Below are 13,051 nucleotides of genomic sequence, written 5' to 3'. Positions count from 1 at the left end.
GGGCCGTGCCCGCACGTGCCCACCCGTAGGATGCGGCCGCATGACCGGGAACCCGCTCGACGACGGCGCACGCTGCCCCTGCCTCTCCGGCGACACCTACGGGTCGTGCTGCGGCCGGTACCACGCGGGGCTGCGCCCAGGACCGGACGGCACCGCCCCGGGCCCGCACGCACCGACCGCCGAGGCGCTCATGCGCTCGCGCTACAGCGCGTTCGCCGTCGGCGACGCCGACTACCTGCTGGCGACCTGGCACCCCTCGACCCGGCCCGCCGACCTCGACCTCGACGACGACGTCGAGTGGCGCCGCCTCGACGTGGTGCGGACGGAGGCGGGCGGCCCGTTCGACACGACCGGGGTCGTGGAGTTCGTCGCGCACCACCGCTCGCGCACCGACCCGGCGGACCGCGGCCGGCTCCACGAGGTGAGCCGGTTCGTCCGGGAGGGCGACCGCTGGTCCTACGTCGACGGCGCGGTGCAGGGCTAGGACCCGCCGCGTCGGCCCACCGTCGCCCGGTGGGCTCGGGCGTCGCGTGACTCCGACGACGTAGTCGCTCAGGCGACGCGGTGGCGCAGCGTGCCGACGCCGCCGACCTCGACGGGCACGGCGGACCGGTGCGCGCCCGTGAGCACGACGTCGCCCGGGCCGAGCTCGAGGTGGCGCGCGAGGAACACGAGCTGGTCGACGACGTCGTACGAGAGCCCCGCGGTGGTCGACCGCGCCCGCTCCACCCCGTCCACCGCGACGACGAGCGCGGCGTCGTCGAGCGTGGCGGCGGTGTCGATCCACGGGCCGAGCGGCGTGAACCCGGTGCCGTTCTTCGCGCGCGTCATCATCGCGTCGAGCGGCACCTGGTCGTCGGCCGTGAGGTCGTCGGCGACGGTGCAGCCGAGGATCGCGCCGGGGACGTCGTCGGGCCGCAGGTCGCGGCACGGCCGCCCCACGACGACCGCCGCCTCCGCCTCCGCCACCAGGCGCCCCAGCGCGCGGTCGTGCCGGACGACGGCCCCCGGCCCGACGACCGTGCGCGCCGACTTGAGGAACGCCTGCGGGGGCAGCGCCCGACCCTCGGGCCCGCTGTTGTGGGCCATGCCGACCACCACGCGCGGACGGCACGGCGCGAGCAGGGCGCCGTCGAGGCCGGGGTCGTCGGCGCGGACCCGCACGCCGCTCGACGCGGGCAGGGCCGGGCGCCCGTCGCGACCCGTCGCGGGCTCGGGAAGGTCCGCGACGAGCACGTCCCAGGCGTCGCCGTCGAGCACGGCGGCCCGCGGGCCGTGCGCGGTGCGGATCCGCGCGATCCTCACGACGACCCGGTCCGGTCGGTCGCGCCGGTGACCGCGTCTGCGACCGGCCGGTCCACGAGCCGCAGCGGCACGCGCGCGAGGACGATGCCCCGGCGCTGCCAGGTGTAGGCGACGAGCAGCGTCACGCCGTCGGTCGTCGCCGACGGGTAGGAGTACTCGCCGCGTCCGTCCGTGACGATCCCCGTGTCGCCGGCGGCGAACCCGCTGGGCGGGCCGGCCTCCCGCAGCGCGGGCACGGGGACGCCCGGGAGCGTGGCGGGCGCCCGGGTCCCGTCCTCGAGGTCCAGCACCCGGTGCCAGGTCAGCCCGTCGTCGTCCGAGACCGAGACGCTCAGCGGGCACCGCGCGCCCCACTCCTCGCCGACCGGGTTGTGCACGAGGGCGACGCGCCCGCTCGGCAGGCGGACGGCCGTGAGACCCGAGTTGTTGTTGGGCAGCCGCGTGGGTGCGGCGGCCGTCCACGTGCGGCCGTCGTCGGCGGACGTCGTCCGGTAGACGAGGCCCTCGCTCGACCGGCAGACGGCGACGAGACCCGACCGCCCCGACCAGAGCGCCGGCTGGATGATCCCCGCCCCGCGCAGCCGCGAACGGTCGAGCGGGACGTCCGCGAGCGCCCAGCTCGCCCCGGCGTCCTCCGAGCGGTCGAAGCGCGCGCCCCAGACGGGGGCCGCTCCCCCGCTCTCGACCGAGGACGGGGCGAGCCACGCGCCGTGCGGCGTGACGACGGGCGGGTTCTTCACCGGGCCCCGACCGCCGCTCGCGTCCCCGGGCACGAGCTCGCGCGGCGCCGTCCAGGTGCGGCCGTGGTCCGTGGACGTGCGGTACCAGGTCACCCAGCGCGAGATCCGCTCGCCCCGGTGGGCGAAGAGCCAGAGCCGGCCGTCGGGCGCGACGGCGAGCACGGGGTTCCACCACGCGACGCCGTCGTCCTCGCCGAGCACGACCTGGGGCTCCCCCCAGAGGCCGTCCTCCTCGGCGACGAGCCAGATCGCGTTGTCCGGCGTGCCCTCCCGGGTGCCGGCGAACCATGCCACGAGCGTGCGCCCGCCCGTGCGGGCGACGGTGGACGCGTGGCACTGGGCCCACGCCTCGCCGTCGCCCGACACGAGCAGGCGCTCCACGGGCGTCGTCACCGGACGGTCTCGCCGACGACGTTGAGGTCGCGCCGGAAGGTCTCCGGCGTCTTCCACACGGTGAGCATCGTGATGAGCGCGCCGACCATGACGTACAGCGCGACGAGCTGCCAGCGCGACCCGTCCTCGCCCGCGAGAGCCGTCGCGATGAACGGCGTGAGGCCGCCCGCGACGATCGACGCGATCTCGCGCCCGGTGGCCGCGCCGGAGTAGCGGCGGTCCGCCGGGAAGAGCTCGGCGAAGAACGCCGGCTGGATCGAGTTGATGGCGTTGTGCCCGAGGTTCAGCATGAGCACGTACCCGAGCACGATGAGCACGAAGCTGCCCGTGTTGAGCAGCCCGAAGAACGGGAAGGCCATGACGAACACGACGAGGGCCCCGAAGAAGTAGACCGGCCGGCGACCGATCTTGTCGGAGATCCAGGAGAAGATCCCGTGGGCCGGGAACGCGAGGACCGCCATGATGAGGATCGCGGTGTTGAGGCTCTCCTTCTCGATGCCGAGGTGCTGCGGGCCGTAGCTGAGCACGAAGACCGTGAGCAGGAAGTACGGCAGGGCCTCGGCGAAGCGCAGCCCGACGATGCGCAGCAGGTTGCGCCAGTCCTCGAGGAAGACGCTCGCGAGCGGCCCGCGGGTGGGCGTCTGCGGAGCGGGCTCGGCGGCCGCGGCGACCTCGCGCTCCTGGCGCTCGCGGATGGCGGCCTGGCTGGCCTCGAGGTTCTCGACGGTGAGCGAGCGGTTGCGGCCCTCCTTCTCGAGGCCGGCGACGGCGTCGGTGAAGACCGGCGTCTCCTCGAGCGAGCGGCGCATCCACAGGCCGACGACGAGCACGACGGCGGAGAGCCAGAACGGCACGCGCCAGCCCCACGACTGGAGCTGCGCGTCGTCGAGCGTGTACACCCAGGCGAACACGAGGGTGATGAGGATCTGCGCGGAGAAGCCGCCGGTGTTCGGCCACGACGTGTAGAAGCCGCGGTGCCGCGGGTTCGTGGACTCGAGCACGATGATCATCGACCCGCCCCACTCGCCGCCGACGGCGAAGCCCTGGACGAGCCGGAGCACGACGAGCAGGGCCGGCGCGAGGATACCGATCGAGTCGTAGGACGGGAGGAAGCCGATGAGCAGGGTCCCGGTCCCCATGATCGCGAGCGTGAGGACGAGCGTGGACTTGCGCCCCTGCTTGTCGCCGCGGCGGCCGAAGAACATGCCGCCCAGCGGGCGGGCCAGGAACCCGACGGCGAACGTGCCGAGGGACGACAGCGTGGCGACGAACGAGCTCTCGGACGGGAAGAAGACGGCGGGGAAGACGATCGCGGCGGCGGTGCCGTAGACGAGGAAGTCGTAGTACTCGAGCGTGTTGCCGACGAAGCTCGAGAGCGTGACCTTCCAGGCGTACCGCCTGCTCGTGAGCGGGGCCGCGGGTGCGGTGACGGACATCGTTGTTCCTTCGGTGCGGGGTTCCGCTGATCTCAGTGTGGGGGCTCCGGGTCTCAGCGGCGAGGGCCCGGACCCCTCCCGCGGCACCCGTCCGGGGTGCCGCGGGTGGAGCGGTTCGGAGCGGGGGTCAGGCGGCCGCGAGGTCGTGCCCGGCGGCGGCGAGGGCCGCGCGGATCTCCGCCTTCACGGCGTCGGACGGCGGGTCGACCGGCATGCGCGTCGTCCCGCCGGGCAGCCCCTGGACGTCGAGGCCGTACTTGAGGCGGGCGATGCTGGGCCCGAGCGCGGCGACGAGCCGCTGGACGACCGCCTGCGCCCGCACGACGGCGGCCGCGTCGTCCGCGGCGAGCGCCGCCCGCAGGTCCGCGAACGCGCGCGGCGCGACCCCGGAGACGCCGGACACGGTCCCGCGCCCACCGGCCGCGACGACGTGCGGGAGGTCGGCGTCGTTCCCCGACCAGAGCGCGAGCCGCGGGGCCGCGGACCGGTACGCGTCGACCCGGGCCGAGGCGGAGCCCGACGTCTTGACGCCGTCGAGACCGAGCTCGGCGAGCACGGCGAGCAGCTCGGGCGAGACGTCGGAGCACGCGACGTCCGGGAAGACGTAGGCGTAGAGCTCGCCGTCCGTCGCGGCCCGCAGGCTGGCGTAGTAGCGCACGACGCCCTCGTCGCTCGCCGTGAGGTAGTAGGGCGTGATGGCGGCGAAGCGCCGGACGCCGGCGTCCTCGGCCGCGCGCAGGTGGTCGAGCGCCTCGTGCACGGAGGCGGCACCGACGTGCGCGATCGTCCGGTCCGGGCCGAACACGTCGGCCGCGGTCCGCACGAGCGCGGCGCGCTCGGCGGCGTCGAGGGCCGGGAACTCGCCCGTCGTGCCCACGGCGAACACCCCGTCGACCTCCGGCTCCACGTGGGCGAGCAGCACGCGCAGCGCCCCGAGGTCGAGCGCGCCCGACGCGTCGTAGGTGGTGACGGGCGGGGTGATGATCTCCGGTGCCGTGGTCATGGCACGTCTCCTTCGGTCTCTCGCGTCGCTGCGCGGGCGCTGCTTCGCGCCGCCGTCAGGATGGCACCGTTTACTGTTAACAGTCAACCGTCAACGGGAAGACGTTCCTGCGCCACGACGACGCCCCGGCCTGCCGAGGCAGACCGGGGCGTGCGGGAGGGGGCTCAGCGGCGCGGCTGCTGCAGCGCGTCCTTCATGCGACGCCGTGAGCCGGCGAGGTGCTCGTCGAGGTAGGCCAGCGCCTCGTCGAGGCGCGGCGTCCGGATCGCGTCGAGCAGCCGCTCGTGGTCCGCGCACGACGGGTGCAGGTCGACGTCCTGCTTGTTCGTCTCCTGGAGCATGACCGCGAACGTGGGCTCGATCTGCTCCCACAGCGTGCGCAGGCGGCGGTTCGGCACGGCGGCGTACAGCGTGGAGTGGAACGCGAGGTCGTGGGCGGCGTACGTGTACCAGTCGCCGGCGTCCGCCGCCTCCCGCATGCCGGCGAGAGCCGCCTCGCTCGCGGACCAGTCGACCTCGTCGGCGTGCTCCGCCGCCGCGCGCACGGCGACCGCCTCCAGGGCGCTGCGCACGTCGTACAGCTCGTCGACGTCGGCGGCGCCCACGCCGCGCACGACGTACCCGCGGCGCTCGGACTCGACGAGGTGCTCGGCCGCGAGGACCCGCAGCGCGTCGCGGACGGGCCCGCGCGACACGTCGTACTGCCGCGCCACGCCCTCCTCGACGAGCCGCTCCCCCGGCGCCAGCTCCCCGCGGACGATCGCGACCCTCAGGACGTGGGCGAGACGATCCCCCAGCGACCCCGCACGCACCGTGTCGACCGACACCCTCGCCCCTTCGTCCCCACGCCCGACGGGGCCGGCCACCGGCCCCATGACCGGACCATTGTGCCGCAGGCGCGCGGGTGGGACCCGGGCGCCCGGCTACGCTCGCGGGCATGACCCGCATCGTCGACGTCGCCCGGCACGCCGGCGTGTCCACGGCCACCGTCTCCCGGGTCCTCAACGGCAAGACCGTCCGGCCGGAGCTCGCAGCCGCCGTCCGCGCGGCGGTCGAGGACCTCGGCTACGCCCCGGACCGCACGGCACGGTCCCTGCGCCGCCGGTCGAGCGACGTCGTCGCGCTCGTCCTGCCCGACGTCGAGAACCCCTTCTTCACGGCGGTCGCGCGCGGCGTCGAGGACGTCGCGCAGCAGGCGGGGTACTCCGTCGTCCTGTGCAACACCGACGACGACCCTGCGAAGGAGGAGCGCTACCTCGCCGTCGCCGAGCGCGAGAACATGGCGGGGGTCGTCCTGGCCCCGGCCACCGACGCGCCCGAGACCGCCGCCCTGCGCGCCCGCCGTCGGGCCGTCGTCGTGATCGACCGCCGGGTGCGCCAGGACGTGGACCAGGTCGTGTTCGACAACGTCGCGCTCGGGCGCCGCGCCGCCGCGGAGCTCGTCGAGCGCGGGTTCCGCCGGGTCGCGTGCATCACCGGGCCGCGCGGCACGAGCACGGCGGTCGAGCGCGCGGACGGGTGGCGCGAGGCGCTCGCCGAGGCCGGGCTCTCCCCCGCCGGGCTGCTCGTGCACGCGAACTTCCGCGTCGACGGCGGCCACGGGGCGGCCGTCGACCTGCTCGCCCGGCCCGACCCGCCCGACGCGATCCTCGCCACCAACAACCTGGTCGGCGTCGGCGTGCTCCGGGCGCTCGCCGAGGCGCACGGCCGACCCGCGGCGTCGGCCGCGGACGCACGGGCCCGCGGCGCCGACGAGGGGCCGGCCGTCGGGGTCGGCATCGTGGGCGACCTGCCCTTCGCGACGTCGCGCACGTCCGACGTCGCGCTCGTCCCGCTCGACCCCCGGGCGCTCGGCACGACGGCCGCGCGGATCCTGCTCGACCGGCTGGCCGGCGCCGACGACCCGGCGCGCCGCGTCGTCCAGGGGACGCCGGCCGGGCCGTGAGCCGGCCTCAGCCCGCCGCCGGGGTGCCCGCGGCGGCGGGCAGCACGTCGGACGCGCGGCCGGCCTGGCCGAACAGCACCATGCGCTCCTCGACGAGCCGCTGCGCCCACTCCCGGCCGAGCGCGAGGTAGCCCGCGGGGTCCACGTCGCCGGGCGACGCGGCGAGCGCGACGCGGACGCCCGCCGTGAACGCCATGTAGTGGTCCATGCCCTGGTTGATCTTGCGCACGCCGAGGCTCGCCGCCCGGGCCTTCTCGGCGTCGGGGACGCCCCACGACTCCGGCAGGTCGCCGCCGTGCGCGTTGATCGTCGCCCGGAGGTCGGCCGGGAGCCCCGACGAGCCGTGCATGACGAGGTGCGTCCCCGGCACGCGCCGCGCGATGCGCTCGACGAGGTCCATGTGGAGCACGGAGCCGTCCGGCGGGCTCGTGAACTTGTAGGCGCCGTGCGAGGTCCCGATCGCCACGGCGAGCGCGTCCACCCCGGTGCGGCGCACGAACTCCTCGGCCTGCTCCGGGTCCGCGAGGACGATCTCCGCGTGGCTGCGCCCGTCCTTCGAGCCGCCGATCGTCCCCAGCTCGCCCTCCACGGACACGCCGTGCGCGTGCGCGTGCTCGACGACGCGCCGCGTCACCGCGACGTTGTCCTCGAACGCGGCGGGGCGGCCGTCGGGCCCGAGGGAGCCGTCGATCATGACGCTCGTGAACCCCGCCGCGACGGCGCGCGCGCACGTCGCCTCGTCGGGGCCGTGGTCGAGGTGCAGCGCGACCGGGACGTCGGGGTACGCCGCGATCGCCGTGCGCAGGACGGACCACCACAGCGCGTCCGAGGCGTACGGGTGGGACCCGGCCAGCGTCTCGACGATGACGGGGCTCTCCGTGGCGCGCGCGGCGTCGAGCACCGCCGTCGCCATCGCGAGGTCCGCGACGTTGAAGGCGCCGACGCCGTAGCCACCCCGGGCGGCGGCGTCGAGCAGGGTACGGTTCGTGACGAGGGTCATGGCTGACCTTCCTGTCGTGTCGTCGGGAGCGTGCCGCCCGGGCGGACGGCGGCGGGTGCGGGCGAGCGACGGGCGGAGGCGACGTGACGCAGGACGACGACCGGACCGCGGGTGCGGGTGGCCGGTCCGTGCGGCTCGCCGACATCGCGGCGCGCGCGGGGGTGTCCATCAAGACGGTGTCGCGCGTCGTCAACGACGAGCCGCACGTCGCGGCCGCGACACGGCGTCTCGTGGAGGACGCGATCGCCGAGCTCGGGCTGGAGGGCGAGTCGCGCCCGCGCGGCCGCAAGCGGCGCACGGGCGTGGTCGGGCTGGTCTTCCCGGACGTGCGCAACGACTACTTCGCGGCCGTCAGCCGCGCGCTCCAGGAGCGGCTCGCCAACGTGAGCCCCACGCTGCTGTCGGCGGACTCGGACGACGACCTGCACACCGAGGAGGCGATCCTCACCGCGTTCCGTCGGCTCGACGTCGACGGCATGGTCATCTTCCCGACCGGCGCCCCGGGCCTCGTGGAGTTCGCGCAGTCGGTGCCGACCGTCGTCGTCGACCGCACGGTGCCGTCCGTGCGCGGCCTCGTCGACCACGTGCTGCCGGACGCGCGGCACGCGGCCGAGCAGCTCACGCTGCACATGATCGAGCAGCACCGCGTGCAGCGCGTGTGCCTGGTCGCGGGCGACCTCGCGGTCTCGACGCTGCGCAACCGGCACACCGCGTTCCAGCGCGTCGTCAGCCGGACGGGGACGGAGAACCACGTCCTCGCCGGCCTCACGACGTCGGAGGAGGCGGCGACCGCGGCGTACTCGCTCTTCCGGACGCTCGAGCCGCCGTTCGGCGTGCTGGCGACCAACAGCCTCATGTTCTGGGGCGTGCTCACCGCGGCGCAGCGCCTCGGCCTCAAGGTGCCGTCCGACGTCGTGCTGACGACGTTCGACAACGTGCCCGGCGTCGGGACGACGGGCCTCGTGCCCACGAACGCCGTCGCGCCGGCCGCGACGCTCGCCGCCCGGACGGTCCAGCTCCTCACGGAGCGCATGAACAACCCGTCGCTGCCGCCGCGCCTGCTCGACATGGACTACGACATCGCCTACGGCACGACCTGCGGGTGCGTGCCGATCGACCCGGCGCGCAACGTCCTCGGCTAGGTGGTCCGGCCGGGCGGTGCGACCGACCGGACCGGGTCGCTGCGCGCCGGGCCCGGTCACAGCGTGTGCGTGATGCCCAGCGACGCGTAGTCGAGGACGATCGGGTCGTCCGTCACGGCGCGCGCCGCGGAGAGCACCTTCGCCGCACTCTCGACCGCGACGCTCGTCTTGAACGCGTCGCGCAGGTTCGGCCCGACCGTGAGCAGGCCGTGGTTGGCCCAGACGACGGCGTTGCGGTCCTCGAGGTACCGCGCCATGTCCCGGCCGAACTCGGTCGAGTTGCTCAGCGCGAACGGCATGACCGGCACGTCGCCCTTGGTGTAGATCACCATGTTGACGAGCGCGCCGCGGATCGGCTCGCCCAGCACGCCGAACACGTTCGCGTACGTGGGCTCGGTGTGGACGATCGCCTGGACGTCGGGGCGCGCGGCGTAGACGGCGAGGTGCACCGTCACCTCCGACGACGGCTGGAGCCGCCCCTCGACGACGTTCGCGTCCTCGTCCACGACCACGAGGTCGTCCGGCGTCATGCGGTCGTACTCGAGGTCGGTCGGGGTGATGAGGAACGTCGACGTGCCCGGGATGCGGAGGCTGATGTTGCCCTGCGTGTTGAAGTTGAGCCCGAGCTTCACGGACTCCAGGCAGTACGCGAGGACGTCCTCGCGCGCGGCCTGCAGGTCGAACGTGTCCAGCGTGGTCATGCGATCTCCTTGAGTGCGGTGCCGTCGACGGTCTCGACGGCGAGGGACGTGCTGACGGGGGTGAGGAGCTGGTGCAGCGAGTCGAACGTCGCGCGCTGCCGCGCGTACCACGCGGCGTGCCGCGGGTCGGGGCTCGCCTCGTGCACGACGGCGGGCGCGGGCAGGTCGAGGACGCTCGCGAAGGTGCCGGCACCGAGCGCGGCGAGGAGCGCGGCGCCGCGCCCCGCCGCCTCGCGCACGACGGCGCGCAGCGGGACCCCGGCCGCGTCGGACCGGGCCTGGAGGGCGCCGAGGTTGGCCGAGCCGCCGCCGACGGCGTGCACGTCCACCGGCTCCACCCCGCGCTCCGCGAGCGCCGCCCGGATCTTCGCGAGCTCGAACCCCGAGGCCTCGACGAACGCGCGCGCGATCTGCGCCGTCGTCGTCTCGAGCGTCAGGCCGAGGAGCGCGCCCCGCGCGGCGGGGTCGTTGTCGAGCGTGCCCGACCCGGCGAGGTAGGGCGCGACCAGGAGCGGGGGCGGGTCGACGGCGCCGACCTCGTAGAGCGACGCCCACGGGTCGATCCGGTCGTGGTGGACGATCGACGAGAACCAGTCGAGCGCGAAGCCGCCCGCCGCCGTGCCCGCGAGGGTGACCCACAGGTCCGCCCCCACGGGGTAGGTCGCGAGCCCGGTCCCGCCGAGCCGCTCCGGCCGGGCGCGCGTGCCCACGGTGAGGCAGTCGCTCGACCCGAACGAGAACACGGCGCGCAGGCCGGGGCGTCCGCCCCCGCCGAGGAAGGCCGCGGCCTGGTCGTGCACGCCCGCGACGACCGGCGTCCCGGCACGCAGACCCGTCCGGGCGGCGGCGTCCGCCGAGACCGCGCCGATCACGTCGCCCGCGGCGACCACCGGGGACAGGAGCGCGCCGGGCAGGTCGAGCGCGTCGAGCACCGCGTCGGACCAGGCGCGGGTCCGGACGTCGAACGCTCCCGTGCGGGACGCCATCGTCAGGTCCACGGCCGGCGCCGCGCCGAGCCGCGTCGCGACGAAGTCGTCCAGGGTCCGCACCGCGGCGGGCAGCGCGCCGTCGGGCAGGAGCCCGCGCACCTTGTGCACGGAGAACATCGGGTGCAGCGGCTGGCCCGTGATCTCCTGGACGGTCTCGCCGCCGAGCAGCTCGCGGAGCCGGTCCGCCGAGCCCGCGCCGCGCCCGTCCATGCTCAGGGGGGCGGGACCGAGCGCGCGGCCCGCGCGGTCGACGGGCACGACGGCCTCGCCGAGCGTCGAGAAGGACAGGGCCTCCACCGGGTCCGCGGCCACCGCGGGCTCGGCGACGACGTCGCGCACGAGCGCCTCGACGCCGTCGAGCACGGCCTCCGCGTCGACGTGCGCGCGCCCCGGCGCGGGGCGCACGACCGTCGTGCGGCGCGAGCGCGCCACGAGCTCGTTGCCCCCCTCGTCGTACACGCCGACGCGCGTCCCCGTGGTCCCGAGGTCGATGCCGAGGTAGCTCACTTGACCGACCCCGCGAGACCGTTCACCAGGTACCGCTGGATGAACAGGTAGACGACGACGATGGGCACGGAGATGAGCACGAGCACCGCGAACAGCGCGCCGGGCTGGCTCAGGTAGATCCCGCGGTACGCGAGGGGGACGAGCGTCAGGGGCTTGAGGTCGTTGTCGCTGATCGCGACGAGCGGCAGGAGGAAGTCGTTCCACGTCATCATGAGCTGCCAGATCACGACGACCGCCGCGGCCGCCTTGCCGAGCGGGAAGTAGATGCGCCAGAAGATCGTCCACGCGGACGCCCCGTCGACGAGCGCGGCCTCGTACGTCTCGTCGGGGATCGCGAGGTACGTGGTGCGGATCATGATCACGGCGAACGGCAGGCCGAGCGCCGTGTAGGCGAGGACGAGCCCCAGCAGCGAGTCGTAGAGGCCGATCGCCTGGAGGATCTTGAAGACCGCCACGACGATGCTCGCCATGGGCAGCACGAGCGCGAGCAGCAGCCCGACGAACACGACGCCCCGGAACGGCACGCGCAGGCGGGCGAGGGCGAACGCCGTCATGGAGCCGAGGAGGACGACGAGGAGGATCGACGGGACCGACACGAGCAGGCTGTTGAGCAGGTGCTGCAGGATCGGGTTGGTCTCGAAGATCGTCACGTAGTTGCGCAGCGTCGGCTCCTCGGGGAGCAGGCCGAGCGCCGTCGTCGAGGGGTTCGACGTGGGCAGCAGCGAGATGCCGACCACCATCACCACGGGCACCATCCACAGCGCCGCGAGCGGTCCGAGCACCCAGTGCGACCACCGCGGCGGGGCCTCGACGTCCTTGCTGCGGCCGTGGCCGCGTCGCCGGGGGACGGGGGCGGCGGGCGGTGTGGTGGTGCCGTCGGCCGCGCGCCGCGCGCGGTCGGTGCCGGAGCTGAGCGCCGTCATGACTTCTCCCCCGTGATGAACCCGGCCCCGAACGTGCGCAGCATCGCGACGGACGAGCCGATCGCGAGGACGAGCAGGACGACGGAGATCGTCGCGCCGTAGCCGAACGACTGGAGCTGGAAGGCTTCCTTGAACATGTACGTGGGCATGAGCTCCGACGCGTGGTTGGGCCCGCCCTCGGTGAGGACCCACACGAGCTCGAAGGTCTTGAGCGAGCCGATGATCCCGAGCAGGACGAGCGAGAGGTGGGTCGGCTTGAGGAGCGGCAGGACGATGCGCCGCACGAGCGCCCACCCGCTCGCCCCGTCGATGCGCGCCGCCTCGAGGACGGAGTGGTCGAGGAGCTGGAGGCCGGCGAGGTAGAACAGCATCGAGAAGCCCGACCACATCCACACGTTGACGACGATCACCGTGACGATCGCCGTCGACGGGTCGGACAGGTAGGGGCGCGTGAGGACCTCGAGACCGGTCGCCCGCCCGAGCTGCGCGAGCACGCCGTTGAACGGGTCGAGCAGGCGCTGCCAGACGATGCCCACGACGACGGGCGACAGGACGGCCGGCAGGAAGAAGATCGCGCGGTACACCGTGCGTCCCCGCAGCCGGGTGTTGAGCAGCCAGGCGAGCGTGAAGCCGATGACCGCCTGCGGGACGATCGTCAGGAGGATCCACAGCAGCGAGTTGCGCAGCGTGATGTGGAAGACCGGGTCCTGGGCGAGGTCCGCGTAGTTCTGGACGCCGACCGGCGTCCCGGCGTTGACGCCGTCCCAGTCGAGCGTGCTCGCCTGGACGTTGAACACGATCGGGTACACGACGAACACCGCGAAGAGCAGGAGCGCGGGCGCGATGAAGCCGAGCGCGACGAGCTGCTGGCGGCGACGCGTGCCGCGTCCCGTCGACGTCGTCGCGCGCGGCCCGGCGACCCGCGGCGTCGCCGCCGCGGGTCGCCCGGAGACGAGGGCTGCCATCG

Annotated in this window: 13 protein-coding genes; 3 read left to right on the top strand and 10 right to left on the bottom strand. The window is 74.6% G+C overall.

Features of this window, described 5'->3' with window-relative positions; all coding sequences use genetic code 11:
* The first annotated feature begins 40 nt into the window (after positions 1–40).
* Positions 41–484: a YchJ family protein gene (locus RDI86_RS12565; protein ID WP_308821522.1), complete on the top strand. Its 444-nt coding sequence runs from the start codon at positions 41–43 to the stop codon at positions 482–484.
* A gap of 68 nt (positions 485–552) precedes the next feature.
* Here RDI86_RS12565 and RDI86_RS12560 read toward each other — a convergent pair whose 3' ends face one another.
* From RDI86_RS12560 to RDI86_RS12540, 5 genes are all read right to left on the bottom strand, one after another.
* Positions 553–1,305 carry a fumarylacetoacetate hydrolase family protein gene (locus RDI86_RS12560; protein ID WP_308821521.1) on the bottom strand — a complete coding sequence of 251 codons (753 nt, stop codon included), beginning with the start codon at positions 1,303–1,305 and terminating at the stop codon, positions 553–555.
* Positions 1,302–2,438 (bottom strand): sialidase family protein, encoded by a 1,137-nt coding sequence (locus tag RDI86_RS12555; protein WP_308821520.1) that lies wholly within the window; start codon positions 2,436–2,438, stop codon positions 1,302–1,304. The genes RDI86_RS12560 and RDI86_RS12555 overlap by 4 nt, the downstream gene beginning before the upstream one ends.
* Positions 2,435–3,874 (bottom strand): MFS transporter, encoded by a 1,440-nt coding sequence (locus RDI86_RS12550; protein WP_076404338.1) that lies wholly within the window; start codon positions 3,872–3,874, stop codon positions 2,435–2,437. Before RDI86_RS12550 ends, RDI86_RS12555 begins: the two co-directional genes overlap by 4 nt.
* A 127-nt stretch (positions 3,875–4,001) precedes the next feature.
* Positions 4,002–4,877, bottom strand: a complete 876-nt coding sequence (locus RDI86_RS12545) for a dihydrodipicolinate synthase family protein (RefSeq protein ID WP_163184947.1) — start codon at positions 4,875–4,877, stop codon at positions 4,002–4,004.
* 164 nt (positions 4,878–5,041) lie between these two features.
* Entirely contained in the window at positions 5,042–5,704 is a 663-nt protein-coding gene (locus RDI86_RS12540) for a GntR family transcriptional regulator (protein ID WP_021483304.1), read from the bottom strand.
* A gap of 110 nt (positions 5,705–5,814) precedes the next feature.
* Between RDI86_RS12540 and RDI86_RS12535 the strand changes: the two genes are divergently transcribed.
* A complete protein-coding gene (locus RDI86_RS12535; RefSeq protein ID WP_251176628.1) occupies positions 5,815–6,822 on the top strand; it encodes a LacI family DNA-binding transcriptional regulator in 1,008 nt (335 codons plus the stop codon).
* Between the two features lie 7 nt (positions 6,823–6,829).
* On the opposite strand, the gene RDI86_RS12530 is transcribed toward RDI86_RS12535, so the two are convergent.
* Positions 6,830–7,822 (bottom strand): ketose-bisphosphate aldolase, encoded by a 993-nt coding sequence (locus RDI86_RS12530; RefSeq protein ID WP_076404335.1) that lies wholly within the window; start codon positions 7,820–7,822, stop codon positions 6,830–6,832.
* Between the two features lie 83 nt (positions 7,823–7,905).
* Here RDI86_RS12530 and RDI86_RS12525 point away from each other — a divergent pair, with 83 nt between their 5' ends.
* Complete coding sequence (locus RDI86_RS12525) at positions 7,906–8,964, top strand: LacI family DNA-binding transcriptional regulator (protein WP_076404334.1); 1,059 nt, start codon at positions 7,906–7,908, stop codon at positions 8,962–8,964.
* 56 nt (positions 8,965–9,020) lie between these two features.
* On the opposite strand, the gene RDI86_RS12520 is transcribed toward RDI86_RS12525, so the two are convergent.
* The 4 genes from RDI86_RS12520 to RDI86_RS12505 are packed head-to-tail and all read right to left on the bottom strand — an operon-like array spanning position 9,021 to position 13,049.
* A complete protein-coding gene (locus tag RDI86_RS12520) occupies positions 9,021–9,665 on the bottom strand; it encodes a class II aldolase/adducin family protein (protein WP_021483183.1) in 645 nt (214 codons plus the stop codon).
* Positions 9,662–11,161 carry an FGGY-family carbohydrate kinase gene (locus tag RDI86_RS12515; RefSeq protein ID WP_308821519.1) on the bottom strand — a complete coding sequence of 500 codons (1,500 nt, stop codon included), beginning with the start codon at positions 11,159–11,161 and terminating at the stop codon, positions 9,662–9,664. The genes RDI86_RS12520 and RDI86_RS12515 overlap by 4 nt, the downstream gene beginning before the upstream one ends.
* The gene (locus tag RDI86_RS12510) at positions 11,158–12,084 is read right to left on the bottom strand and encodes a carbohydrate ABC transporter permease (RefSeq protein ID WP_076404332.1); all 927 of its coding nucleotides are present in this window, start codon (positions 12,082–12,084) and stop codon (positions 11,158–11,160) included. The genes RDI86_RS12515 and RDI86_RS12510 overlap by 4 nt, the downstream gene beginning before the upstream one ends.
* Positions 12,081–13,049 (bottom strand): carbohydrate ABC transporter permease, encoded by a 969-nt coding sequence (locus RDI86_RS12505; protein WP_083711552.1) that lies wholly within the window; start codon positions 13,047–13,049, stop codon positions 12,081–12,083. The genes RDI86_RS12510 and RDI86_RS12505 overlap by 4 nt, the downstream gene beginning before the upstream one ends.
* Positions 13,050–13,051 lie beyond the last annotated feature (2 nt).

This window comes from Cellulosimicrobium sp. XJ-DQ-B-000 (genome assembly GCF_031119065.1).
In the GTDB taxonomy this organism is placed as follows: domain Bacteria; phylum Actinomycetota; class Actinomycetes; order Actinomycetales; family Cellulomonadaceae; genus Cellulosimicrobium; species Cellulosimicrobium funkei.
Note: the sequence above shows the minus strand (reverse complement) of the source record. Positions and strands in the feature narration are given on the sequence as shown.